General features: G+C 59.1%; 25 protein-coding genes and 1 pseudogene. 18 read left to right on the top strand and 8 right to left on the bottom strand.

The window, feature by feature from the left end:
• Positions 1 to 83 precede the first annotated feature (83 nt).
• On the bottom strand, positions 84 to 1,043 hold the full coding sequence (locus tag ACTIEN_RS03760) for an IS1595 family transposase (RefSeq protein WP_439521766.1): 960 nt from the start codon (positions 1,041 to 1,043) through the stop codon (positions 84 to 86).
• A 105-nt stretch (positions 1,044 to 1,148) separates the two neighbouring features.
• Between ACTIEN_RS03760 and ACTIEN_RS03755 the strand changes: the two genes are divergently transcribed.
• The 3 genes from ACTIEN_RS03755 (at position 1,149) to ACTIEN_RS03745 (ending at position 2,277) form a co-directional block, all read left to right on the top strand.
• Positions 1,149 to 1,388 carry a DUF6471 domain-containing protein gene (locus ACTIEN_RS03755; protein WP_439521765.1) on the top strand — a complete coding sequence of 80 codons (240 nt, stop codon included), beginning with the start codon at positions 1,149 to 1,151 and terminating at the stop codon, positions 1,386 to 1,388.
• Positions 1,389 to 1,535: 147 nt separating this feature from the next.
• Entirely contained in the window at positions 1,536 to 1,742 is a 207-nt protein-coding gene (locus ACTIEN_RS03750; protein WP_439521764.1) for a hypothetical protein, read from the top strand.
• Entirely contained in the window at positions 1,720 to 2,277 is a 558-nt protein-coding gene (locus tag ACTIEN_RS03745; RefSeq protein WP_439521822.1) for a GNAT family N-acetyltransferase, read from the top strand. The genes ACTIEN_RS03750 and ACTIEN_RS03745 overlap by 23 nt, the downstream gene beginning before the upstream one ends.
• 18 nt (positions 2,278 to 2,295) lie before the next feature.
• On the opposite strand, the pseudogene ACTIEN_RS03740 reads toward ACTIEN_RS03745, so the two are convergent.
• A pseudogene (locus ACTIEN_RS03740) lies at positions 2,296 to 3,231 on the bottom strand (YifB family Mg chelatase-like AAA ATPase); the annotation flags it as partial.
• Positions 3,232 to 3,446: 215 nt separating this feature from the next.
• Complete coding sequence (locus tag ACTIEN_RS03735) at positions 3,447 to 4,322, bottom strand: glutathione S-transferase (protein ID WP_439521763.1); 876 nt, start codon at positions 4,320 to 4,322, stop codon at positions 3,447 to 3,449.
• A gap of 207 nt (positions 4,323 to 4,529) precedes the next feature.
• On the opposite strand from ACTIEN_RS03735, the gene ACTIEN_RS03730 reads away from it, so the two are divergent.
• The 8 genes from ACTIEN_RS03730 to ACTIEN_RS03695 all read left to right on the top strand — a co-directional run bounded on the left by ACTIEN_RS03730 (position 4,530) and on the right by ACTIEN_RS03695 (position 12,890).
• A complete protein-coding gene (locus tag ACTIEN_RS03730) occupies positions 4,530 to 5,408 on the top strand; it encodes an RNA polymerase factor sigma-32 (RefSeq protein ID WP_439521762.1) in 879 nt (292 codons plus the stop codon).
• Complete coding sequence (locus ACTIEN_RS03725) at positions 5,405 to 6,184, top strand: ChaN family lipoprotein (RefSeq protein ID WP_439521761.1); 780 nt, start codon at positions 5,405 to 5,407, stop codon at positions 6,182 to 6,184. Before ACTIEN_RS03730 ends, ACTIEN_RS03725 begins: the two co-directional genes overlap by 4 nt.
• A 59-nt stretch (positions 6,185 to 6,243) precedes the next feature.
• A complete protein-coding gene (coaBC, locus tag ACTIEN_RS03720; RefSeq protein WP_439521760.1) occupies positions 6,244 to 7,437 on the top strand; it encodes a bifunctional phosphopantothenoylcysteine decarboxylase/phosphopantothenate--cysteine ligase CoaBC in 1,194 nt (397 codons plus the stop codon).
• A gap of 50 nt (positions 7,438 to 7,487) precedes the next feature.
• A complete protein-coding gene (dut, locus tag ACTIEN_RS03715) occupies positions 7,488 to 7,946 on the top strand; it encodes a dUTP diphosphatase (protein WP_439521759.1) in 459 nt (152 codons plus the stop codon).
• A complete protein-coding gene (locus ACTIEN_RS03710) occupies positions 7,943 to 8,998 on the top strand; it encodes a HesA/MoeB/ThiF family protein (RefSeq protein WP_439521758.1) in 1,056 nt (351 codons plus the stop codon). Before dut ends, ACTIEN_RS03710 begins: the two co-directional genes overlap by 4 nt.
• A 220-nt stretch (positions 8,999 to 9,218) precedes the next feature.
• A complete protein-coding gene (locus ACTIEN_RS03705; protein ID WP_439521757.1) occupies positions 9,219 to 10,010 on the top strand; it encodes a transporter substrate-binding domain-containing protein in 792 nt (263 codons plus the stop codon).
• Between the two features lie 21 nt (positions 10,011 to 10,031).
• On the top strand, positions 10,032 to 10,820 hold the full coding sequence (locus tag ACTIEN_RS03700; protein WP_439521821.1) for an amino acid ABC transporter permease: 789 nt from the start codon (positions 10,032 to 10,034) through the stop codon (positions 10,818 to 10,820).
• Positions 10,821 to 10,877: 57 nt separating this feature from the next.
• Entirely contained in the window at positions 10,878 to 12,890 is a 2,013-nt protein-coding gene (locus ACTIEN_RS03695; protein WP_439521756.1) for a M3 family metallopeptidase, read from the top strand.
• A gap of 114 nt (positions 12,891 to 13,004) precedes the next feature.
• Here ACTIEN_RS03695 and ACTIEN_RS03690 read toward each other — a convergent pair whose 3' ends face one another.
• The gene (locus ACTIEN_RS03690; RefSeq protein ID WP_439521755.1) at positions 13,005 to 13,337 is read right to left on the bottom strand and encodes an ArsR/SmtB family transcription factor; all 333 of its coding nucleotides are present in this window, start codon (positions 13,335 to 13,337) and stop codon (positions 13,005 to 13,007) included.
• Between the two features lie 229 nt (positions 13,338 to 13,566).
• Between ACTIEN_RS03690 and ACTIEN_RS03685 the strand changes: the two genes are divergently transcribed.
• From ACTIEN_RS03685 to ACTIEN_RS03665, 5 genes are all read left to right on the top strand, one after another.
• Positions 13,567 to 13,911 carry an AtpZ/AtpI family protein gene (locus tag ACTIEN_RS03685; protein ID WP_439521754.1) on the top strand — a complete coding sequence of 115 codons (345 nt, stop codon included), beginning with the start codon at positions 13,567 to 13,569 and terminating at the stop codon, positions 13,909 to 13,911.
• The gene (locus tag ACTIEN_RS03680) at positions 13,895 to 14,653 is read left to right on the top strand and encodes a F0F1 ATP synthase subunit A (protein ID WP_439521753.1); all 759 of its coding nucleotides are present in this window, start codon (positions 13,895 to 13,897) and stop codon (positions 14,651 to 14,653) included. Before ACTIEN_RS03685 ends, ACTIEN_RS03680 begins: the two co-directional genes overlap by 17 nt.
• A gap of 65 nt (positions 14,654 to 14,718) precedes the next feature.
• A complete protein-coding gene (locus tag ACTIEN_RS03675) occupies positions 14,719 to 14,943 on the top strand; it encodes a F0F1 ATP synthase subunit C (RefSeq protein ID WP_072775827.1) in 225 nt (74 codons plus the stop codon).
• Between the two features lie 85 nt (positions 14,944 to 15,028).
• Positions 15,029 to 15,580: a F0F1 ATP synthase subunit B' gene (locus tag ACTIEN_RS03670; RefSeq protein ID WP_439521752.1), complete on the top strand. Its 552-nt coding sequence runs from the start codon at positions 15,029 to 15,031 to the stop codon at positions 15,578 to 15,580.
• Between the two features lie 5 nt (positions 15,581 to 15,585).
• Positions 15,586 to 16,146, top strand: coding sequence for a F0F1 ATP synthase subunit B (locus ACTIEN_RS03665; RefSeq protein WP_439521751.1), 561 nt, complete (start codon positions 15,586 to 15,588; stop codon positions 16,144 to 16,146).
• A 69-nt stretch (positions 16,147 to 16,215) separates the two neighbouring features.
• Here ACTIEN_RS03665 and ACTIEN_RS03660 read toward each other — a convergent pair whose 3' ends face one another.
• From ACTIEN_RS03660 to ACTIEN_RS03650, 3 genes are all read right to left on the bottom strand, one after another.
• Positions 16,216 to 16,875, bottom strand: a complete 660-nt coding sequence (locus tag ACTIEN_RS03660) for a YggS family pyridoxal phosphate-dependent enzyme (protein WP_439521750.1) — start codon at positions 16,873 to 16,875, stop codon at positions 16,216 to 16,218.
• Complete coding sequence (locus ACTIEN_RS03655; RefSeq protein WP_439521749.1) at positions 16,866 to 18,335, bottom strand: tetratricopeptide repeat-containing sulfotransferase family protein; 1,470 nt, start codon at positions 18,333 to 18,335, stop codon at positions 16,866 to 16,868. The genes ACTIEN_RS03660 and ACTIEN_RS03655 overlap by 10 nt, the downstream gene beginning before the upstream one ends.
• Before the next feature lie 99 nt (positions 18,336 to 18,434).
• Positions 18,435 to 19,394, bottom strand: a complete 960-nt coding sequence (locus tag ACTIEN_RS03650; protein WP_439521748.1) for a porin — start codon at positions 19,392 to 19,394, stop codon at positions 18,435 to 18,437.
• Positions 19,395 to 19,667: 273 nt separating this feature from the next.
• Between ACTIEN_RS03650 and ACTIEN_RS03645 the strand changes: the two genes are divergently transcribed.
• Complete coding sequence (locus tag ACTIEN_RS03645) at positions 19,668 to 20,171, top strand: DUF3576 domain-containing protein (protein WP_439521747.1); 504 nt, start codon at positions 19,668 to 19,670, stop codon at positions 20,169 to 20,171.
• A gap of 112 nt (positions 20,172 to 20,283) precedes the next feature.
• Here the strand turns inward: ACTIEN_RS03645 and ACTIEN_RS03640 are convergent, their stop codons facing one another.
• Positions 20,284 to 21,546, bottom strand: coding sequence for a glycosyltransferase (locus tag ACTIEN_RS03640; protein ID WP_439521746.1), 1,263 nt, complete (start codon positions 21,544 to 21,546; stop codon positions 20,284 to 20,286).
• A gap of 151 nt (positions 21,547 to 21,697) precedes the next feature.
• On the opposite strand from ACTIEN_RS03640, the gene ACTIEN_RS03635 reads away from it, so the two are divergent.
• The coding region (locus tag ACTIEN_RS03635) for a class I tRNA ligase family protein (RefSeq protein WP_439521745.1) at positions 21,698 to 22,952 on the top strand (1,255 nt) is incomplete at its 3' end.

Raw genomic sequence — 22,952 nt, 5'->3', positions numbered from 1 at the left:
CGAACGCATCTAGGCTAGGCGATAGCGGCCCAAGAAGCTTGTATGAAACTTGACTAGGGCGGGGGGAGATTCCCCGCCTCTTTTTATGCCCAGCGCTGCCAGTATCCGCACCACTTGGAGGACTTCTCAGCGGCACTCACAGCACCCATAACCATTGCAAACTGAAAGCCGTTGGCAACGCGGTTGCTATCTTCACGCCATGCCATTTCAGCGGCATACGCGCCAAGATACTTGCCTGCGATGTGATGGTGCGTGCCAATCTCAGCGCGACGCAGGCGGCTAAAGAAGCTTTCGGCTTGGTTGGTGCAAGCGCCATCCTTGGAATACGCTTCTTTGTGGTTGATGCGCTTTATCGGAAAGTAGGCCGCCAGCTTGTCCCAATGTGAAGCCTCATCAGCGTGAACAGTGCTGCCCTTAGTGACGTTCGCAGCGACGTGTGCAACGCCTTCGGCCTCTGTGCTGGCAACGTATGTCAACGTGCGGCCACCGCGCTCACGAGCAACGATAACACTTTGACGCTTGCCAGATTGGTTGGCTTTCTTGCGGCGGTCCTTGCGGTCTTTGATTTCATTGGCAGGCTTCACATAGCCGCCAAAATAAGCGCCATCGACTTCAACATCGCCGGACAATGCACCAGCATCGCGGGCAGTCTCTATGCTTTCGCGGACCTTATGCAGCAGCACGAAAGCTGTTTTGTAGTCAACCGACAGATCGCGGGACAGTTGAAGCGCGCTGTAGCCCTTGGCACCGTTTATGAAGATTGCAATTGCCGCCAGAATATCGCGGACTTGCAGCTTGCGACCGTGAAAGATTGTGCCGGACGTGATGCTGAACTGCTTGTTGCAGCCCTTGCACTTGTACACCTGGCGGGTTTTCAGGTCGTAGTGATCGACGCATCCGCACTCGGGGCAGATCGGCTCACCTTCGGTTTCGGTCCAGCGGATTTTGCGGAAGGCTGTGCGCGCTTCTTCTTCAGACATACGCATCACCTTCACGAGCGAAAGTGTCTTTGCGGCGGGGGAAAGAAGGAAGTGCTGGGCCATTTTATATCATATCCGATGATGTTCTACACTGAATATAGGTGTAGTATTCATCGGATGCAAGGGTTATATCATCATATATGAGATGTTTTAACGAAAGGCCACGCCATGCCCAAGGATGTTGAAGTCGTCAATGACTACGAAACCAAAGCCAAGAACATTCTGAAGGCCGAACTCAAGCGGCGCGGCATAACCTACGGCCAGCTTGCGGATCGGCTGACAATGCTCGGAACGCCCGAGACCGAGCGGAACATAGCGAACAAGATAAGCCGTGGCAGCTTCACTACCGCGTTTTTCTTGATGTGCATGGACGCGATAGGGGCGAACTCTGTGAGCCTAGAAGCGTGAAAATGTCACATGTCAGAGAGCAATTTTGACAATCTCATCATTGAATAGTCAAAAAATCTGCTACATGTGTTGCTATGTGCAACACATACACCACACAACACCAAGCAAACACACCTGCACACAACTAAAAACATGAGGAAAGACACGATGGCCATCAATTCGCACGCTTTTGGCCGCGTGACGCTTACAAAGGATGACGCGGCGAAGTTTTCTCGCCAAGTAAAATACGGGCGATCCAGCGAAGCTGCTAAGCAAAGCGTTGAGCGCGGACTAGAACTAACGAAGAAATTCAAGACGGGCGGGAAAGTTACTTTCCAAGCAGCCCGCCCAAATAAGGAAAAGGTTTCTGGCTGAGGAGCAGTCATTTGACCTACGACTTCTGGAACCCGGCGATAGCTTCGCCGGGTTTTCGTTAGGCGATGCTCAGTTTCAGCCGCTCAAGACATTCCTAAAGCGAGACGCAAAGAAATTTTCAGAGCAATTACTGGCGAAAACTTACGTTTTTGCTATAGAAAACAAAGTTGTAGCTTATGTAACGTTGGTATGTGGAGAAATTGCTTCTGAGCGCGACGATATAGCTGATCTCGATGGAGCGGAATTTCACTACGACCATTATCCAGCTATGAAAATTGCTAGATTAGCCGTTTCTAAACAATACCGGAAGTACGGTCTGGGGCGTTCTCTTGTAGATTTTTCACTAGGCCGAACTTTAGAAATTGCCGAGATTGCTGGATGCCGATTTGTGGTGGTAGACGCAAAGCAGCCGTCAATAAAATTCTATGAGAAACGAGGATTTCGACTTTTGGATACGCCAGAAAACACGGAGCGAGCTGAGCCGCTCATGTTTGTTGATCTAGTGAGGCACCGAGAAACACCAAACGCGGCGTAAACATCATCATATCTGGTGAGTTTGCTCCATAATACCGGGGAATTCGGGGAATTCGTCCATGAACAGCACGCCATTATGCGCGAGGCTGATTTCACCCGGCTTGGCGGTGCGTCCGCCACCGACGATTGCGGCCATGGACGCGGTGTGATGCGGTTCGCGAAACGGGCGTTCGCGCGAGATGCCACCGGCTTCGATCAGGCCGGAAAGCGAATGCACCATCGAGGTTTCGAGCGCTTCGGTCGGGGTGAGTGGCGGCAGGATGCCAGGCAGGCGCGAGGCCAGCATGGACTTGCCGGACCCCGGCGTGCCCACCATCAGGACGTGATGCCGCCCGGCCGCCGCGATTTCGAGCGCGCGTTTGGCGCGTTCCTGGCCTTTGACATCGCGCATGTCGCGGCCATCCGGAGACTGTGTGACCTCACCCGGTTCGCAGGGACGCAGCGGCGTGCGTCCGGTCATGTGCTGGATGATGTCCATCAGGCCCTTTGCGCCGATGACCTGGCACCCGCCGACCCAGGCGGCTTCGGAGCCGGAGGCGGACGGGCAGATCAGGGCGCGGTTTTCGGATGCGGCGGCCATTGCGGCAGGAAGGGCGCCGATGACGGGCACAAGTGCGCCATCAAGGGACAATTCGCCCAGGGCAACGGTGTCGGACACGGCGTCCTTGGGCAGGATTTCCAGTTCGGCCAGGAGGGCGAGCGCGATGGGCAGGTCGAAATGCGAGCCTTCCTTGGGCAGATCGGCGGGGGACAGATTGACCGTGATGCGCTTGGACGGCAGGGCGATGTGCAACGTGGAGAGGGCGCCGCGCACGCGGTCCCGGGATTCAGAGACAGCCTTGTCCGGCAGCCCCACAACCGCGAAGGCGGGCATTCCGGGAGTGATGGCGCATTGCACCTCGACCATGCGGGCATCAACGCCTTCAAAAGCAACCGTGTAGGCGTGCGCAACCATGGTGTCCTGTCCTCGTGTCGGCCGAGGGTGGCGTGATCATGGTTGCGAAATGGTTAACAAGGAGCGGGGCAAAATCTCTTGGAAGAGATTTCCGCCTTCCTTTGAAGGAAGGCTTGCCCCCGGTGGTCAGGTCCGCGCTACAATGATGACCCTTGGGGAGGGGACACGTCTTTGAAGACGTGTGTCCGTTCCTTTGAAGGAACGGAGCGCCTGTGTCAGGTCGTCCGCGTCATCTGCATGAAGCTTGGCCATGCCGCCGGGTCATGGGCGGTCTCATCGCGGCATATCCGGTTTTCGAACCCGTAAACACTGCCGTCATATTCAAGGAAATACCCCGGTTTGCCGCCGGTGAAGGGGCAGGTCGTGTTCACCGCTGGTCCGGTTTCGACAGGCTTGGCGAAGAGAGGGGCAGGACCGGGCCACGGTTTGGTGTCGAAGGGTTTAGCATACCATGGCAAAGTGTCCCCCGTCACCAGAGCCATGCTGCGCCATTGACGGAACATCGTGTCTGACAGGTGCGTATCGACATAGGCCTGCGCCACATCCGACAGGGTCACATCATACCCGGCAAAGCGCGCGGCAACTGGGGCGAAGGCGATGTCGGCGATGGACCAGGTGCCCAGAAGCCAGGGGCCACGATCCGCGAATTTCGATCGTGCGTGGCTCCAGATAGTCTCGATCCGTGCGATATCGGTGCGGGTCGCCTCGGAGAGCGACACGTTGCGATAAGAGGTGCGCAGGTTCATCGGGCATTCACTGCGCAGCGCCGAAAACCCGGAGTGCATTTCAGCGGCCAAGGCCCGTCCCAGACCCCGCGCGGTCGGATCGGTGGGCCAGAGATCGCCCTCGGGATGCCGGTCGTGAAGTTCTTCCGCCATCGCGAGCGAATCCCAGACCACCGTGCCTTCGGGGGTTTGCATGGTCGGCACGGTGCGGGCGGGCGCGACTTCGGGCATTTGTTCAAAGACCGCGCCGGCGTTGAAATCGACAAGATGGATGTCGGGTTTGAGGCCGAGTGTGCGAAAAAGCAGCCAGCCGCGCAGAGACCAGCTTGAATACGCGTAATCTCCGATAAAAAGCTTATATGTCATGCAGACGCACCTTGAATTGCGATGGATCCCTGCGATCCTAACGCAGGGCAGTGCTTCTGCCCAATTTCGAATTGTGCGCAGGGGCATCACCGGAACGAATTGATGTGTTAGCGCGTTGAGGAGATATTGAAACTTTTTGGATGAATCTTTGATCCACCGATGGGCGGTGTGCGTATTCGGTACAAGATATAAATTCAGGGGGCTCACATGGCACTGGACTCGTTTAACGACCAAACCCTGTCTCGTCGTGCGATGAAGGCAGAATTGCTGGATGCGGAGACGGAACTCAAGCTTGCCTATGCTTGGCGTGACGAGCGTGACGAGGTTGCGCTGCATCGCCTGATCACGGCTTACATGCGGCTGGCGATCTCGATGGCGTCGAAATTCAAGCGCTATGGTGCGCCGATGAATGACCTGATCCAGGAGGCGGGTCTGGGCCTTATGAAGGCGGCAGACAAGTTTGATCCGGATCGCGGCGTGCGCTTTTCGACCTATGCGGTCTGGTGGATCAAGGCGTCCATTCAGGATTATGTGATGCGCAACTGGTCCATCGTGCGCACCGGCTCCACATCGTCGCAGAAGTCGCTGTTTTTCAACATGCGCCGGGTGCAAGCGCGGCTGGAGCGCGAGGCGGCGGCGGAGGGCAAGAAGCTCGAGGGTCACGAGATGCGCCGCCTGATTTCGGAAGAGATTGGCGTGCCGCTGCATGATGTCGAGATGATGGAAGGCCGTTTGTCCGGGTCCGATTATTCGCTGAATGCGACGCAATCGACCGAGGATGAGGGGCGCGAGTGGATTGATGCGCTTGAGGATGATTCTGCGCAGGCAGAAGAAACAGTGGAAGAGGATCTGGATCTTGCGCAGCTGCGTCAGTGGCTGACGATGGCGATGAACCAACTGAACGAGCGCGAGCGTTTTATCGTGCGCGAACGCAAGCTGCGGGAAGATGCCCGGACGCTGGAGAGCCTTGGCAACGAGCTTGGCCTGTCGAAAGAGCGGGTGCGTCAGCTTGAGGCGGCGGCGTTTGCTAAAATCCGGAAATCACTTGAAGCGCAAAGCCCCGAGGTGCATCACTTCCTCGTATGAAATTCCGATATGCAGCCCTGATTTTCGCCCCCACGGCACTGGTCGCTGGGGGCGTTTTTGATGGGGCCGACGTGGTTTTCCTTGGCGAATTGCACGACAATCCTGCCCATCATGCGCGTCAGGCGGAGATTGTGGCAGAGGTGTCTGCGCCAGCCTTGGTCTTTGAGATGCTGACACAGGCGCAAGCGGATCTTGTGACCCCTGCCGTGATTGCGGACGAGGCGGCGCTGGAGGCCGTTCTGGACTGGAACAACAGCGGCTGGCCGGACTTTTCCATGTATTATCCGATTTTCGCGGCGGCCCCCGAAGCGGCGTATTATGGTGCGGCGGTGCCGCGTGATACGGCGCGCCGGGCGATGAGCGAGGGTCTGAGCACCGGATTCCGGGGGAATCCAGAGGCATATGGGCTGCTTGAGTCGTTACCCGAGTCGCAGCAGGCCGAGCGCGAGGCGTTGCAGTTGGCGGCGCATTGCGATGCGATGCCGCAAGAGATGTTGCCGGTGATGGTGGATATTCAGCGTTTGCGGGATGCGGAACTGGCCTATTCGGCGCTTCAGGCTTTCAAGGCGCAGGGTGGGCCGGTGGTGGTGATCACAGGCAACGGGCATGCGCGGATGGACTGGGGCGCGCCGGTGTACCTGATAGCGGCCGCACCCTCTTTGCGGGTTGTTGCGCTCGGACAGGGCGAAGACGATGCTGCGCCGTCCGGCAGCTTTGATCTGGTCGAAAGCGCACCATCTGTGGATCGGGGTAATCCCTGCGACGCGTTCCGCTGATTGAGTTTTGCACGGCGGCCCCGTAACAAAGGTGCGGAACCCTGTCAGGACTGTGCCTTATGTTGAGCGGCAAACGAATTCTTCTGATCATCGGCGGCGGGATCGCGGCGTATAAATGCCTTGACCTGATCCGGCGTCTGCGCGAACGCGGAGCGAAGGTGACACCAGTGATGACGCAAGCGGCATCGGAGTTTGTGACGCCGTTGTCGGTGTCGGCGTTGGCCGGGGAAAAGGTTTATTCCGACATCTTTGATCTGACGGACGAGGCCGAGATGGGGCATATCCAGCTGTCCCGCGTGGCGGACCTCGTGCTGGTGGCGCCGGCGACGGCGGACCTCATGGCGAAGATGGCGCAAGGGCTGGCGAGTGATCTGGCGACAACGTTGCTGCTGGCCACGGATACGCCGGTCATGATTGCCCCTGCGATGAATGTGCGGATGTGGGAGCATGCCGCAACCCAGCGGAACCTGGCTATGCTGCGCGGGGACGACGTTGCGGTGGTCGGGCCGAATGACGGGGACATGGCCTGTGGTGAATTTGGTCCCGGTCGGATGGCTGAACCATTGGAGATTGTCGATGAGGTGATCGCTGCGCTGGGCGACAAGCCATTGAAGGGCAAGCGGATTGTCGTGACGTCGGGACCCACTCATGAACCGATTGATCCGGTGCGCTATATTGCGAACCGGTCCTCCGGGGCGCAGGGTACGGCGATTGCCGCGGCGCTGGTTTCGCTTGGAGCCGAGGTGGTCTTCGTCACCGGACCTGCCGACGCAGCGCCGCCCCATGGGGTCGAGCTTGTCCAGGTTGAAACGGCGGTCGAGATGCGGGCGGCGGTGTTGGCGGCACTGCCAACTGACGCGGCTGTCTTTGCTGCTGCTGTGGCTGATTGGCGGGTGGTTGGTGCATCGCAGAGCAAGATCAAGAAGAAAGCTGGGGCCTTGCCGACTTTGGAGTTCGCGGAAAACCCCGACATTCTGGCCGAGGTGTCGCAATTGATCGACGGGCGTCCCGATTTGGTTGTCGGATTCGCCGCCGAGACCGATGATGTGCTTGAGAACGCAACGGCCAAGCGAAAACGCAAGGCCTGTGACTGGATCGTGGCCAATGATGTATCCCCCGCGACAGGGATCATGGGTGGGTCTGAAAACGCGGTCACGCTGATTTCCGAAGCGGGTGCGGAGGTCTGGCCTCGCATGGGCAAGGACGCGGTGGCGCGACAATTGGCAGCGCGGATTTCCGAAGTGCTGGTCTGACGGCACGCTTGTGCCATTTTGCATATTTGAGAAAAGAAGAAGGGCGAGGCGTGGTCACGATTGAACTGACGTGGGACGATGGTGCGGATCGGTCATTGGGTCTGCCTGTCTATGCCAGTGCGGGCGCGGCCGGAGCCGATTTGCGCGCGAATCTAGGTGATCGCGGGTCACTTGTCTTGCAGCCGGGGGCGCGGGCTTTGGTGCCGACGGGGCTGCGGCTGGCGATACCAGAGGGGTTCGAGATACAGATCAGGCCACGCTCGGGGCTGGCCCTGAAGCACGGGATCACCTTGCCCAATGCGCCGGGCACCATCGACAGCGATTATCGCGGGCCGCTTGGGGTGATCGTGATGAATGCGGGTCATGTGGCCTTCGAGATCGCCCACGGAGACCGAATTGCGCAGATGGTGGTGGCCCCGGTGATGCGCGCGGCGTTTTCAGAAGTGGACGCACTGGACGCCACATCTCGTGGCCAAGGCGGCTTTGGATCGACCGGGGTGTCTTCATGATCACTGTCTTTGCCATGGCGGCTGCGCTTTGGGGCATTGGGGCACTGATGAAAATGCCCGCGCGGGCGCGCCTTTACATGATCGGGCTGCTGTATATCGGGGTTCTGTTTGTTCAGATTGCCCTGCCCCTTGGGCATCCGCTGCGCATGGCGACCGGCGAGAGTGCGGCGCTTTGGATTCTGATCGGGGTGTTTGCGGCGGTGGCGGTGCTTTATGGCCGCGTGATCAAGGGGTTGAAGGACCGCGCCTTGGTGAAGGAGGGGGCGAATGCGCCGCCTGTCACGCGTGGCGACAATTTTTCCGCAAGCGAGTTGGAGCGTTACGCCCGCCATATCGTGCTGCGCGAGATTGGCGGGCCGGGTCAAAAAGCGCTGCGCGATGCCAAGGTTCTGGTGATCGGGGCCGGCGGTCTTGGCGCGCCTGCGCTACAATACCTGGCGGCGGCAGGAGTGGGGACCATCGGTGTCATGGATGATGACGTGGTCGAGAATGCCAATCTTCAGCGGCAGGTGATCCACCGCGATCAGGACATCGGCATGCCCAAGGTGTTTTCCGCGCAGGCCGCGATGATGGCGCAAAATCCCTATGTGGAGGTGCGGCCCTATCATCGGCGGCTGACCGAGGCGGTCGCGGCGGATCTGGTTGGCGAGTATGATCTGCTCCTCGACGGAACGGATAATTTCGAGTCACGCTATCTTGCCAATCGGGTTGCAGTTGAGGCGGGAAAACCGTTGATTTCCGGTGCCTTGTCGCAATGGGAAGGGCAGATTTCGGTCTTTGACACGGGCTCTGGCACACCGTGTTATCAGTGTATCTTTCCCGAAGCCCCGGCGGCCGGGTTGGCCCCGTCCTGCGCCGAGGCAGGGGTGATTGGGCCGCTGCCGGGGGTGATCGGGTCGATGATGGCGGTTGAGGCGATCAAGGTGATCACCGGCGCGGGCCAGGCGCTGCGCGGCGAGATGCTGATTTATGATGCGCTTTGGGGTGAGACACGCAAGATCGCGCTGAAACGGCGTGAAGAATGCCCGATATGTGGCGAGCGTCAGAGCTAGCATTTACGAAATCGTAGGAATTGCGTGCCAGAGTGGTTTTGTTCTTGTTATGTTCGGGATGGCGTTTCGGGATTGAGTAAGCGGCGCACAGGAAAGCGGCAGTGAGTGAGGTTGGATCAACGGTAAATTCGTGTCCTGGCAGGGGCATCGCGTCGGGCGGGCTTGCCCTGTGGCGCACATGGGCCATACTTTGACGAAAACCTGATGGGGAGTCGGTGATATGAAACGGATGTTCGGTGCGCTGTGCGCGATGATGTTTGCGGCAAGTTCGGCGCTGGCCGGGGGGCATCTGCCCGATCTTGACGGGCGCGAAGTGGTGGTTGTTACAGAGAACGCCTATCCACCGCTGCAATTCGTCGATCCGGCGAGCGGGGATGCGGTTGGCTGGGAATATGATGCCCTGGCCGAGATTGCGGAACGGCTGAACATCACCGTTGTCTATGAAAATATCTCGTGGGACGCGATGATTGCGGCAGTCAGCGAAGGCCAGTTCGACATGGGAATGACCGGGATCACAATTCGCGAAGATCGGGCCGAGAAGGTGGATTTCTCGGACAGCTACATGACCTCGGAAATGGTGATGCTGGTGCGGGGCGACGAAGACCGGTTCAGTGACGCGGCAGGATTTGCGGCAGATGCGGACCTGTTGATGGCCGCGCAACCGGGCACCACGCCGTTTTATGTGGGTGTGTATGATGTTCTGGACGGGGACGAGGCGAACCCGCGCATTAAACTGTTCGAGACCTTTGGCGCGGGTGTGCAGGCGTTGCGCACGGGTGATGTCGACCTTGTGTTGACAGACGGCACGGCGGGTGCTGGGTATGTCGAAGCGTCCGACGGTGGGCTCAAGATCGTGGGTGAAAAACTGGGGACCGAGGATTTCGGTTTCATCTTTCCAAAAGAGTCAGAGCTTGTCGCGCCGATCAATGCCGCGATTGCGGATATGAAGGCGGATGGCACCCTGGATGCGCTGAACAAGACCTGGTTTCTAGACTTCAAGATTGGCGGGTAGACCGGCGCGACTTGGCGCATGATGCCGCCGTCAAGACCGGATAGCGATTTCCCCTATTGGCTGGTGGCTGTGGCCGGCCTTGGCCTTTGGGGGTATTGGCAGATCGTCATCAGCGAGCTGCACGCGCAGATCCTGGCCACGCTGTTGCGCGGGGTTCAGGTGACGGTGTTTGTCACGCTTGTTGGATTCGCTCTCGCCTCGGCATTGGGGCTTGGGATCGCGCTGATGTCGTTGTCCGGATCGCTGGTGCTGCGGCAGGTGGCGCGGTTCTATACCGAGATCGTGCGTGGCATACCGATCATCGTGTTGCTGCTATATGTGGCCTTTGTGCTTGCACCTGGCTTGGTCGCGTTTCGGAACCTTGTTTTGGAACCATTGGGGTTTGATCCCATCCGCACGCGCGAGTTTTCACTCTTGTGGCGGGCTATCATCGCGTTGATGATCGGGTACTCGGCGTTTATCGCAGAGGTGTTCCGCGCCGGTTTGCAATCGGTAGATCCGGGTCAGATCGAGGCTGCAAACGCGCTGGGCCTGAGCCGGTGGCACCGGTTTCGGTTCATCGTGTTTCCACAGGCCATCCGCACGATCTTGCCGCCTTTGGGGAATGATTTTGTCGCGATGATCAAGGATTCGTCTTTGGTTTCAGTGTTGGGCGTGCTGGATGTCACGCAGCTTGGAAAGGTCACGGCGGCAGGGAATTTCAGATATTTCGAGACCTATAACGTGGTGGCGCTCGTGTATCTCACGATGACCATTGGCCTGTCGATCCTGTTAAGACGTCTTGAAGTGCGGTTGCGCAATCGTCCCTGAGGACTGGTGTTCGCCATGCCGGACGCCTAGCTGTTGAGTTGGAATAAGGAGAGTTCGATGACCAATCCATTGCTTGAGACCTGGAACACACCGTTTGGGTTGCCGCCATTTGACCTGATCGAGGATGCGCATTTTGCGCCGGCGATCGAAACAGGGATGGCCGAAGGATTGGCGGAGGTCGAGGCGGTTGCCAACGCGCCGGAGGCCGCAACCTTCGAGAACACGATCGAAGGATTGATGCGGACGGGTGCGGTTCTGGATCGGGTGTTGGGGGTGTTTTACAACCTTGCCGGATCGGACAGCACCGAAAAGCGCGAAGAGATCATGCGGGAGTTTTCCCCCAAACTGGCCGCGCATTCTGCCGCGATTTACGGTAACCGCGCGTTGTTTGCTCGGGTTGAGGCGGTTTGGCAGGCGCGGGAGTCGTTGGATCTGACACCAGAGCAGGCGCGGGTGTTGATGCTGACCCATCGCGGGTTTGTGCGGGCGGGGGCCGCGCTTGAAGGCGATGCGGCAGCGCGGATGAAAGAGATCAAGGGGCGTTTGGCGACGCTTGGTACAACATTCGGGCAGAATTTGCTGGCCGATGAGCGGGACTGGCAGCGCGCGTTGAGCGAAGCCGAATTGGAAGGCATGCCGCAGTTCGTGGTGGATGCGGTGCGGGCGGCAGGAGAGGAGCGGGGCGCAGATGGGCCGCTGCTCACGTTGTCGCGGTCCGTGATCGTGCCGTTTTTGCAGTTCTGTCCAAACCGCAGCTTGCGCGAAGAGGCATGGCGGGCCTGGGTCGCGCGTGGCGAGAATGGTGGCACGACCGACAACCGGAATGTGGCTGCAGAGATCCTCGTGTTGCGTCAGGAGCGGGCGCAGTTGCTGGGCTATGACGATTTCGCGTCCTACAAGCTTGAGACCGAGATGGCAAAAACGCCGGATGCGGTTCGGGGGTTGTTAATGGACGTATGGCATCCTGCAAAAGCGCAGGCCGAGGCGGACGCGGCGCTCTTGGAAGAAAGGATGGTGGCGGATGGTGTGAATGGCCCGTTGCAGGCGTGGGATTGGCGTTACTACTCCGAGGCGCGACGGCGCGAGGAATTTGCACTGAACGAGGCCGAGTTGAAGCCGTACCTGCAATTGGACCGGATGATCGAAGCCGCGTTTTCCTGTGCGTCGCGGTTGTTCGGGCTGGAGTTCCGGGCGCTGGATGTGCCTCTCTACCACAAGGATGCGCGGGCGTGGGAGGTGACGCGGAACGGCAAACATGTGGCGGTGTTTATCGGCGATTACTTTGCGCGGGCATCGAAACGGTCGGGTGCGTGGTGTTCGGCCATGCGCACACAGCGGAAATTCCCGGATGTGCAGGCGCCTGTCGTGGTAAATGTGTGCAACTTCGCCAAGGGGGATCCGGCGCTGCTGTCATATGACGATGCACGGACGCTGTTCCATGAATTTGGCCACGCGCTCCATCAAATGTTGTCGGATGTGGCCTATGACATGATCTCGGGCACGTCTGTGGCGCGGGATTTCGTGGAATTGCCAAGCCAGCTTTATGAACATTGGCTTGAGGTGCCGGCCGTTTTGCAGGAATTCGCGACACATGCCGATACGGGTGAGTCCATGCCGCAAGAGATGCTGGACAAGGTGCTGGCGGCAGCGACTTATGACATGGGGTTCCAGACGGTGGAATATGTGGCCTCCGCGCTGGTGGATCTGACGTTCCATGAGGGCGCACCGCCCGCCGATCCGATGGCAGAGCAAGCGCGTGTTCTGGCCGATCTAGGCATGCCGGAGTCGATTGTGATGCGCCACGCGACGCCGCATTTCGCGCATGTCTTCACCGGGGACGGGTATTCGTCGGGCTACTACAGCTATATGTGGTCCGAAGTGATGGACGCGGATGCGTTCGAGGCCTTCGAAGAGGCGGATGGCGCGTTTGATCCGGCGATGGCGCAAAAGCTGGAACGGTTCATCCTGTCGGCAGGCGGGTCCGAGGAAGCGGATGTGCTGTATCAAAAGTTTCGGGGGCGTATGCCAGGGGTCGAGGCGTTGCTCAAGGGACGGGGGCTTGCGGCGTAGACGTGCCACCGTTCCGGAAGAAACGGGACATAACGTTGGACGAGGTGCGCGCCGATGAAGAGAGGCGTGCGCGATCCTTGGAAGGAACGCGGCAAACTCTTGCAAGAGTTTGCTTCACGATTCTGAGGTCAGGTTTTCGGATTGCAGGAATCGTTCGAAAGCGTCGAGGTTGATGGCTTCGAATTGGCCGAAGGCCTGCATCCAGATGCTGGCATCCCGGAGCGCGTCCGGCTCCAGTTTACACCATTTAACGCGGCCGCGTTTTTCTTGACTGATCAAGCCGGCGGCCGCGAGAATGCCGAGATGTTTGGAAATTGCGGCCAGAGACATCTCGAAAGGGTCGGCCACGTCGGTGACAGCCATATCGTCTTCCAGCAGCATCGTCAGGATCTGACGGCGCGTCGGGTCGGCCAGTGCTGCAAATACAGTGTCGAGGGTCATTGCCATACAGGGCAGTAGCCGAGGGGTGCCGCAAAACTCAACCGTTAAGTTGAATAACGCTTACGGTCCATGGCGACCATCTGTGGCGCCAAGACGGGATTGAGGCCGGGATGTTGGTAAAAATATCTGCAGCATTATCAATTGTTTGAGCGCCAACCACCGGCGCGCCAACGCGCCTTGACTCGGCGTGCATCCCGCCATAGCACATGGCGAAAGTTCCAAAGAGGTGGAGCGCGTGTCTGAAGGTGATCCAAAGCAACGGCTGAAAGAGCTGGAGGCGCGGATCGCGGCGGCCAAGGGGGTCGAAGACAAGCCGCACCAGGAGGAGCATTACAGCCAGGCGCAACAAGGGTGGCGCATGGTGATCGAGATGGTTTCCGGTCTTGGGATCGGGTTTGGCATCGGATACGGGCTAGACGCGCTTTTCGGCACGCAGCCCTTCTTGATGGTGCTGTTTACATTGTTGGGCTTTGCGGCGGGGGTGAAGGTGATGATGCGCACCGCCAAGGAGTTCCAGGTCAAACAACTGGCCAAAGAGGCCGGAGAGTACGAGAGGGATCGACATGGCGACGGAAGCTAACGGTCACAGCGAAGGTGGTCTTGTGTTCCACCCGATGGATCAGTTCATCGTCAAGCCGGTTTTCGGCGACGGTGCGGTGGGCATGTTCACCTTCACCAACATGGCGCTGTGGCTGCTTCTGGCTGTTGCCTGTGTGGTCGCGTTGATGGTGCTGGGCACGTCCAAGCGCGCACGGGTGCCGTCTCGGACGCAATCGGTGGCGGAGCTGGCGTACGGCTTTGTCTACAAGATGGTCGAGGACGTGACCGGCAAGGATGCGGTGAAATATTTCCCGTATATCTTCACGCTGTTCATGTTCATCGTGTTCTCGAATTTTCTTGCGCTGATCCCGACCTCTTTCTCGCCAACGTCGCATATCGGTGTGACAGCGGTTCTGGGTTTCGGCGTGTTCATCGCGGTGACGGTACTGGGCTTTGTCAAGAACGGTGCAGGTTTCCTTGGCCTGTTCTGGGTGTCGAGCGCGCCGCTGGCGCTGCGTCCGGTGCTGGCGATCATTGAACTGATCTCGTATTTCGTGCGCCCGGTCAGCCATTCCATTCGTCTTGCCGGCAACATCATGGCAGGCCACGCGGTTTTGAAAGTGTTCGCAGGCTTTGCCGCAATCACCGCTGTGGCGCCTTTGTCGATCCTCGGCATTACCGCAATTTATGCACTGGAAGTGCTCGTTGGCTTTATTCAGGCCTATGTGTTCACGATCCTGACCTGCGTGTACCTCAAGGACGCGCTGCACCCGTCTCACTAACGCAAGGTGCGTGAGATCACGCACCCTACATCATACCGCAACTTCCAATCGTAAGGAGAATTCACATGGAAGGCGATCTCGCACATATCGGCGCAGGCCTGGCAGCAATCGGTTCCGGCGCAGCCGCAATCGGGGTGGGCAACGTGGCCGGCAACTACCTTGCAGGTGCCCTGCGCAACCCGTCGGCTGCTGCATCGCAGACAGCAACGCTCTTCATCGGTATCGCGTTTGCAGAAGCGCTGGGGATCTTCGCGTTCCTCGTGTCGCTGCTGCTGATGTTCGCCGTCTAAGCTTCGGACTTTTATCCTTACGCGCGGGCGGTGCCGTAATCACGCGGCCCGCCCGATGTAACGACAAGTTCCGACGGAGGACAACATGGCAACCGAACCCATCGATCTTGAGGCCGCAGGCATCTGCGTCGGTCCGGATGGCAGTGCCATCGGGATGCCGCAACTGTGCGCCGACTGGATGCCGAACCAGATTTTCTGGCTTCTGATCGCGCTGATCGCGATTTACTTTGTCCTGTCCCGCATCGCGTTGCCGCGCATTGCGACGGTTCTGGCGGAACGACAAGGCACGATAACCAACGACATCGCGGCTGCGGAAGATCTCAAGCAGAAGGCTGTCGAGGCGGAAGAGGCCTATAACAAGGCTCTGGCGGATGCGCGCACCGAAGCGCACAAGATCATTGCCCAGAACAAGGCCGAGATGCAGGCGCAGTTGGACAAAGCCATCGCCAAGGCGGATGCCGAGATTGCAGCCAAGACTGCGGAATCCGAAAAGGCGATTTCAGACATTCGCGCATCGGCTGTTGAAAGCGTCGAAGCTGTGGCCAAAGACACGGCGGGTGCGATTGTCGCCGCGGTCGGTGGTCAGGCGGATGACGCCGCGATCAACGCCGCTGTTGATGCGCAGATGAAGGGGTGAGCGATATGAAACGTATCATGACCATCGCCGCCGCAACCCTGATGGCCAGCCCGGCCCTTGCCGCGACCGGTCCCTTCTTTTCGCTGGGAAATACTGATTTCGTGGTGACCATCGGTTTCATCGTATTTATTGGTGTTTTGCTGTATTTCAAAGTGCCGACGATGATCCTTGGCATGCTGGACAAGCGCGCTGACGGAATTCGCAGCGAACTGGACGAAGCCAAGGCGCTGCGTGAAGAGGCACAGGCATTGCTTGCCTCTTACGAGCGTCGCCAGCGCGAGGTTCAGGAACAGGCGGATCGCATCATCGCCCACGCCAAGGAAGAGGCCGTTGTGGCCGGTGAACAGGCGCGGGCCGATCTTGAAAAGTCGATCTCGCGGCGTTTGGCTGCGGCTGAGGATCAGATTGCTTCGGCGCAGGCCGGTGCCGTCAAAGAGGTGCGCGACCGTGCGATTGCGGTGGCGATCAAAGCGGCGCGCGATGTGGTTGCCAAGCAGATGACGGCCAAGGACGCAGCCAAGAGCATCGACGACTCGATTGCCGAGGTAGCGCAGAAACTTCACTGATCGGTTGATCTGCGACAGGTTTGAAAGGCCCCGGTTCTTGCCGGGGCTTTTTCTTTTTTGGGTTCTTGATCAAGGTGACGTGGGAACCCGCGCACCGAAGAGTGCAGAGCCGACGCGGATATGGGTGGCGCCGAAAGCGATGGCCTGTTCGAAATCGTCGCTCATCCCCATCGAAAGCTGCGAGAGGCCGTTGCGGTCGGCCAGTTTGCGCAACAGGGCAAAGTGCAGCGACGGGGTTTCATCGACCGGAGGAATGCACATCAGGCCGTGAACGGGCAGATCAAGCGATTGGCATTCCTTCACGAAGGCGTCTGTGTCGGCGGGTGAAATCCCGGCCTTCTGTGGTTCCTCGCCGGTGTTCACTTGTATGAAAAGCGGCGGGCAGTGGCCCATCTCTTGTGCAAGTCGGGCGAAGGTTGTGGCCAGTTTCTGACGATCGAGCGTATGAATGGCGTTGAACAACTCGAACGCCTGGCGGGCCTTGTTGGATTGCAGGGGGCCGATCAGATGCAGGTCTATCCCGTCATAGCTTTCGCGAAATTCCGGCCATTTGCCCGCGGCCTCCTGCACGCGGTTTTCGCCAAAGATACGATGGCCTTCCTTCAGAACAGCCTCGACGCGGTCGTTCGGCTGCACCTTGGAGACGGCGATCAGGGAAATGTTGGACGGGTCGCGGTCGGCCTCTTTCGCGGCTTTGGCGATGCGGGTGGTGATGTCGGTCAGTCCCATGGTGTGTCTCCCCAGGCGTCCAAGAAAGGTTGCAGCTCTGACTCGTAGCGCCGCCATGCGGCGGCAGAGCTTTTGTAGATCGGTTGGCGGACCTGATGCAGGCTCAGGGTTTTGACCGTGCCGCGGTTCTCATGGAAGTTGAGGCACTGGTCTTCCCAATCAAGCCCGGCGGCTGCGATCAGCTGTCTGGATCCTGTGGATGGATCGGAGACGAGATCCTCGTACCGGACTTCGGAAAACCGGTCGGGGAGCGTGTCGCGCCAATGGGTGATGATCTGGCGGAAGGTCTTGATCGTGTCGGCAATGGTCGCCAGATCATTGGCATAGCGATGTGTGCCGCCGTTGAAATAGTTCTTGTAGATCGAAACGGCGATATCGCGGGGATCGCGGTGGACTACGATGAAGCGTGCGTTCGACAGAGTGGCGTGCAGCAGGCCGTAGATCAGGAACACCATGATGGATTTGTCCGTCAGCCACGGTTTGGACGGATCCCTGTGGATGCGGTTGCGCTGATCAAGCTGGGTCACGAAGGCTTGCAGGTCTTTGGCAGGTCGTGAGGAAAGCGCCGTCATGTTCGCACCAGAGCCGAAACAGGCATAGGCGTTGCGCAGCGCAGTGGCCATTTCGCCGCCCGCGTGGACCTGTGAGTGACTTGCGATGATCTGTTCGACGAGAGTGGTTCCGGAGCGGGGGAGACCGGTCACGAAGAGCAAACCCGGCGATGTTCCGGTGCTGTCCGCGAGCGGGGCCAGACCGGATTGCGCCTTGACCACTGCGTGCCATTCCATGTCGCGGGAGTCGCGGTCGTCGGGCCAGATCGCAGCCTGTGCAGAATTGGCGCGGCGCAGGTGGGGAAAGACCTTGTCCGTCTGTTTTGTGTCCTCCATCGCTTTGGCAAGTGCGTAGTTGATGTGCATCTTTCCCTGTGGAGAAAGCTGTGGGTGTTTTGCCAGACGTCGCATGGCCGCGATGAGGGGATCGTTGGGTCTAAAGCGGATGGTGGCGGCGAACATGCGGTAAAGTTCGGATTCGGTTGGGTGCTTTTTCAGCAACCTGCGGAAAAGCTTTTCCGAGGCGTCGAACTGGCCGATCTGTTGAAGGTAAAGCGCCTTGTCGGCCTGTGGTGCGATGGCGGTTCGGTCCAGGGCGATGTGCGCATCCATCAATGCCAGGACGCGCGTGTCATGCCCAGCGGTTCGGTGGGCCTTTACGGCCTCGGCAAGGATCGCGGGTTCCGATGGACGGAGCGCCTGCGCCTTGTCGATGGCGCTGCACCATGTGTCGATGTCGCCCAGTTGCGCGGCAATCTGTGCGCGTTTGTAGGGGACTTCGGCGGCTGCTGGGGCGCGGAGTGCCAAACCGTCGAGCAGCGCCGCTGCGTCTGTCAGATGGCCTGCTTGCGCCAGCCTAAGGGCGCGGTCGTATTCGGCTTTGATCTGTTGTGCTGCGCCAGTGTTCATGTCCGCCTCTTTTGAGGGCTTTGCTACTTGGGTGTCGCACAAAAGAAAAGAGCGGGCGCAAGGCCCGCTCTTTCCTTAACCAAGTCTGGTTATGAGCTATTAGAAGCTCATGGACAGACCGAAGGAGTAGCTGTCTTCGTCCGGGCCGCCAGCAACGGTGCCTGCGACGTCGTCGCTTGCGCCATAACCGAGGTGAGCCGCGAGGCCGCCACCGAGGTCATATGTTGCTGCGATACCGTAGCCGGAGCAATCGCCACAACCCAGTGTCCAGTCAGAGTACTCACCGTAGTTCACGCCAACCGACAGAGCGTTCATGGTATAGCCGAAGCCGATACCCATGTGTGTCGCGTCGTCCGGGCCGCCGTCGATGTCAGCCTGGCTGTAGTTGATCGCAGCGGACAGGCCGTTTGCGAACTTCGTGTCAAGGCTCAGGCCGATGATGTCAGCTGTGTCGGACTGAGTCTGGTAACCAAGGCCAACGCCAAGGTCGAGACCAGCAAGTGTCGCAACGTAGCGAACGCCGAGGCCCCAAACCGGGTCCATCTTGCCAGCGTCGTCGACGTTGACGGACAGAGCGGCTGTGAAACCAGCTGCGGAGTAGGACGCGCGAGCAACCTGACCGCCGAACAGACCGTCGAGGCCGGAGTTGCCGTTGAAGCCCGAATGCTCGGTTTCGTCATCCGCGATGGATGCAGCAGCGACGTTTGTCTCTCTCATGACTGCGTCAAGTGCGCCGTCTGTGTCGCCCATGTCCAAGCGCATTGCGCCATAGGACAGGAAGTATGTTTCGCCGCCCTGCGAGCGTGCGTCGAATGCGCCGTTCTCGTCGAGATCAACGGTTGCACCGAATGCCAGGCCACCGTCGGATTCGCCGGTCATGGCGAATGTGACGTCGATGTCTGTGTGGAATTCAGCTGCGGAACCATCGTCGTCGCCGAATGTTGCGTAGCGGTCGCCGCCGATAACACCGATTTCGGCGTAACCAGAGATCGACACTTCGGCTGCTGCGATGCCAGCAGTTGCAACCAGCGCGGTGGAAGCAAGAAGAAGAGTTTTCATTTTTTCCCTCATGTGTTCGTAAGGCACGTACCAAACCGGATGGTCCGGATTAGCTGGAAACTCTATGCTCTTTGGGGGGGCCAGTTTGCAAGCCAAGCCGCAAGCACTTTCCCAACTTCGCCTTCTGTGATGCTCATTTGCCACAAGCTTTGTTGCGGCGTTTCCCCTTGAAAGATCACAGCCTTACTGTCCCTGAACAAGTTCGGCTTGTCGTGATTGGGATCGGCTTGTATGCAAAGCATAAGGCAAACAGGCAATCGAGGGCAGTCTCATATGGACCTTACACGTTTCAGGACCGGTTTTGGCGTTGCTCTTATAGGTGCGTTTGTATCGGGATGCGGATTTTTTGGCGGCGGTGACCGGGAACCGGTCGAGACTCGGCCAGCCTCGGAAATCGCCGATGACATCATTTATCAGGATCGCCAGCGGCCGCAGTCCACGCTTTTCGACTTCTTCAGGAATCGCAATGACGCGGGCCAGGTTGGCGCGGTCAACAAGTACATCTGGAATGCAGCGCTTGAGACACTGGATTTTCTTCCGGTGCAGTCGGTTGATCCGTTCACAGGTGTGATCACCACGGGATTCGGCACACCTCCGGGTGGTGGACAGGCCTACCGGGCAACGATTCTGGTCAATGACCCGGCGCTGGATGCGCGGTCGTTGAACGTGGCGCTGATGACGCGCTCTGGTCCTGCAAACGGAGCCACGGTGCGCGCGGTCGAGGATGCGATTCTGACGCGTGCGCGCCAATTGCGTCAGCAGGACAGCCGATTCTGAGAATACCTGCACGGTAGGAACGGTCGATATTGATCGGTTTGCCGAGGTTTCCCCGTGTGGCTGTGCCTTTTCGTTCGCAAGCCCCTTGGCAGGCCAGAACTGGGGCGCGGGATCAGTCGCGTGGGTGTTTCGGCGGATGCACCTTTGCGAGATCGTCCACCCATTTGAGTTGGCGCGGCAGGCAGACCCGCTTGAGATCGTAGTGCTCGCGGGCGAATCGGCGGGCGTTCTTGCCCAGAAAATCCCGCCGTTCTGGCGCATCGAGCAAGGCACAGGTTTCGTCCACCAGTTTGGGGATGTCGAAGAAATCCACGAGAATCCCGGTTTGGCCATCGGTGATCGCTTCGCGTACGGGGGCGGTATCGGATGCGACGATGGCGCATTGGGTGCTCATCGCTTCGAGCAGGGACCAGGACAGCACAAAGGGGTAGGTCAGATAGATGTGCACACGGCTGACCTGGATCAGGGACAGGAATGTTTCGTAAGGGACGCGGCCAAGGAAATGCACGCGGGCCCAGTCTTCGTCAGGAATCTGCGGGCGCACCTCGTCGATGAAGGTCTGTTTCCAGGTTGTGTCTTTGGCAGGCTTGGCCCCGTAGCTGGTGTCATCGCCTCCAAGCAGTACCACCTGAGCGTTTGGACGGCGGCGCAGCAGATCAGGCAGGGCGCGCATGAAGACATGATAGCCGCGATAGGGTTCTAGGTTGCGGTTGATAAAGGTCACAACCTCGTCCGCGCTTGTCAGGGTCCGGCCATTTGGCGGTGTCAGCGAGGCCGAGGGATTCGGCGCGACCCGCTGTGTGTCAACGCCGTCGTGACACACCGTAATGCGCTTTTGATGGCTGTCGGGGTAGGTGCCGGCCTGAAAATAGGTCGGGCTGATTCCGGCATCCATCACCTCTTCGTGCAGGCGGTTGTTCAGGTTCTTGAGCCGCAGGCGCAGGGCATCGCGATCCGGAGTCGGGCTTGGGAATTCCGGGTCAAAACAAGTCGTTTGCTTGTCCGAGCGGTGGTAGAGTTCGCAATAGAGTCCCAGTCGCGCGTCGGGCCAGACATCCTTGAGGAACAGGCTTTCGCCCCAGCCGTGATGCGCCAGGATCACGTCCGGCGCATACCCCCGTTCGCGCAGGGCCAGCGCCGCATCAAAGCAGGCGGTGCCGCGCAGGATCTTGGTTTCGAAATCCGTCAGCCACGGATGGATTCCCGGTGTCGTGCCACCATTGACGGTATAGGGCAGAATCGTGATTCCGCGCCATTTCGTTGGTTCCTTGACCTTTGGTGTAAGAACCACAACCTGGTCGCCGCGTTCCGCGAGGGCCGGACCCAGGTGTTTGAATTGGCCGGGAAAGTTCTGGTGGATCAGGAGGAGTTTCATCAGCCCAAATATCTTTAATGCCTGCCATGCGCTTTGGTATGACGGGAAAAATCCCGTATCACAATGGCGCAGATGTGGGCAGGACTGGACGATCCGGTGGCATCAGCCTATCACCCCGTCAACAAGAGATGCACACCCAAAGGACATGCCCATGTCGCGTTACGACCCCTCTGCCATCGAACCCAAATGGCAGGCCGTCTGGGAAGAAAGTGAAACGTTCCGTGCCGTGCGGTCGGACGACAAGCCGAAATATTATGTGCTCGAGATGTTCCCGTACCCGTCGGGGCGCATCCATATCGGCCATGTGCGCAACTACACGATGGGCGACGTGATCGCGCGCTACAAGCTGGCGACCGGGCACAACGTACTGCATCCGATGGGGTTTGATGCGTTCGGCATGCCAGCCGAAAACGCCGCGATGGCGTCGGGTGGGCATCCCAAGGACTGGACCTATTCCAATATCGACACGATGGTCAGCCAGATGAAACCGCTGGGTTTCGGCCTTGACTGGTCGCGCATGTTTGCGACCTGTGATCCCGAATATTACGGCCAGCAACAGGCGCTGTTTCTGGATTTCCTTGAGGCCGGTCTGGTTTACCGCAAGAACGCGGTGGTAAACTGGGATCCGGTCGACATGACCGTTCTGGCGAACGAACAGGTGATCGACGGTAAAGGCTGGCGGTCGGGGGCCGAGGTCGAACGGCGAGAGCTGACGCAGTGGTTCTTCAAGATCTCGGACATGTCGGAAGAACTGCTCGACGCGCTGGACGGGCTGGACGACTGGCCCGCCAAGGTCAAGCTGATGCAGGCCAACTGGATCGGCAAATCGCGCGGATTGCAGTTTGCGTTTTCGACGATTGACGCACCGGACGGGTTTGACCGGATCGAAGTGTACACGACCCGCCCCGATACCCTGATGGGCGCGAGTTTTGTCGGCATCTCGCCGGACCACCCTCTGGCCAAGCATCTGGAGAAGAACAACGCCGATCTGGCCGCGTTCAATGCCGAGTGCCGCAAGGGCGGGACCACGGAAGAGGCGCTGGAGAAGGCCGAGAAGCGTGGCTTCGACACCGGGCTTCGCGTGCGCCATCCGTTTGATACGGCGTGGGAATTGCCGGTCTATGTCGCCAATTTCATCCTGATGGATTACGGCACCGGCGCGATTTTCGGCTGCCCGGCACATGACCAGCGCGACCTTGATTTTGCGCGGAAATACGATCTTCCCGTTGTCTCGACCTACGCCTCGGTGAACGATGAGGGACATACCCTGCCCGAAGATGGGGGTGCGGCATTTGTGCCGCCCAAGACCGAGACCGTGATCTATGTGCGCGGTTTTGCCGGAGAGACCGAGCAGACGGGCAACGATGCCATCGAAGCGGCCATCGACTTTTGCGAGACCAACGGCG

Origin of the sequence: Marivita sp. (assembly GCF_051859345.1) — a bacterium.
Lineage (GTDB): Bacteria > Pseudomonadota > Alphaproteobacteria > Rhodobacterales > Rhodobacteraceae > Marivita.
The sequence above is the reverse complement of the archived record's forward strand: the minus strand, read 5'-3'. Positions and strand labels throughout refer to the sequence as shown.

Bases quoted from the DNA above. Each gene is read 5' to 3' on its own strand.
- ACTIEN_RS03760 (WP_439521766.1), bottom strand. From the start codon at position 1,043: ATGGCCCAGCACTTCCTTCTTTCCCCCGCCGCAAAGACACTTTCGCTC.
- ACTIEN_RS03755 (WP_439521765.1), top strand. From the start codon at position 1,149: ATGCCCAAGGATGTTGAAGTCGTCAATGACTACGAAACCAAAGCCAAG.
- ACTIEN_RS03750 (WP_439521764.1), top strand. From the start codon at position 1,536: ATGGCCATCAATTCGCACGCTTTTGGCCGCGTGACGCTTACAAAGGAT.
- ACTIEN_RS03735 (WP_439521763.1), bottom strand. From the start codon at position 4,322: ATGACATATAAGCTTTTTATCGGAGATTACGCGTATTCAAGCTGGTCT.
- ACTIEN_RS03730 (WP_439521762.1), top strand. From the start codon at position 4,530: ATGGCACTGGACTCGTTTAACGACCAAACCCTGTCTCGTCGTGCGATG.
- ACTIEN_RS03725 (WP_439521761.1), top strand. From the start codon at position 5,405: ATGAAATTCCGATATGCAGCCCTGATTTTCGCCCCCACGGCACTGGTC.
- coaBC (WP_439521760.1), top strand. From the start codon at position 6,244: ATGTTGAGCGGCAAACGAATTCTTCTGATCATCGGCGGCGGGATCGCG.
- ACTIEN_RS03710 (WP_439521758.1), top strand. From the start codon at position 7,943: ATGATCACTGTCTTTGCCATGGCGGCTGCGCTTTGGGGCATTGGGGCA.
- ACTIEN_RS03705 (WP_439521757.1), top strand. From the start codon at position 9,219: ATGAAACGGATGTTCGGTGCGCTGTGCGCGATGATGTTTGCGGCAAGT.
- ACTIEN_RS03700 (WP_439521821.1), top strand. From the start codon at position 10,032: ATGCCGCCGTCAAGACCGGATAGCGATTTCCCCTATTGGCTGGTGGCT.
- ACTIEN_RS03695 (WP_439521756.1), top strand. From the start codon at position 10,878: ATGACCAATCCATTGCTTGAGACCTGGAACACACCGTTTGGGTTGCCG.
- ACTIEN_RS03690 (WP_439521755.1), bottom strand. From the start codon at position 13,337: ATGGCAATGACCCTCGACACTGTATTTGCAGCACTGGCCGACCCGACG.
- ACTIEN_RS03680 (WP_439521753.1), top strand. From the start codon at position 13,895: ATGGCGACGGAAGCTAACGGTCACAGCGAAGGTGGTCTTGTGTTCCAC.
- ACTIEN_RS03675 (WP_072775827.1), top strand. From the start codon at position 14,719: ATGGAAGGCGATCTCGCACATATCGGCGCAGGCCTGGCAGCAATCGGT.
- ACTIEN_RS03670 (WP_439521752.1), top strand. From the start codon at position 15,029: ATGGCAACCGAACCCATCGATCTTGAGGCCGCAGGCATCTGCGTCGGT.
- ACTIEN_RS03665 (WP_439521751.1), top strand. From the start codon at position 15,586: ATGAAACGTATCATGACCATCGCCGCCGCAACCCTGATGGCCAGCCCG.
- ACTIEN_RS03660 (WP_439521750.1), bottom strand. From the start codon at position 16,875: ATGGGACTGACCGACATCACCACCCGCATCGCCAAAGCCGCGAAAGAG.
- ACTIEN_RS03655 (WP_439521749.1), bottom strand. From the start codon at position 18,335: ATGAACACTGGCGCAGCACAACAGATCAAAGCCGAATACGACCGCGCC.
- ACTIEN_RS03650 (WP_439521748.1), bottom strand. From the start codon at position 19,394: ATGAAAACTCTTCTTCTTGCTTCCACCGCGCTGGTTGCAACTGCTGGC.
- ACTIEN_RS03645 (WP_439521747.1), top strand. From the start codon at position 19,668: ATGGACCTTACACGTTTCAGGACCGGTTTTGGCGTTGCTCTTATAGGT.
- ACTIEN_RS03640 (WP_439521746.1), bottom strand. From the start codon at position 21,546: ATGAAACTCCTCCTGATCCACCAGAACTTTCCCGGCCAATTCAAACAC.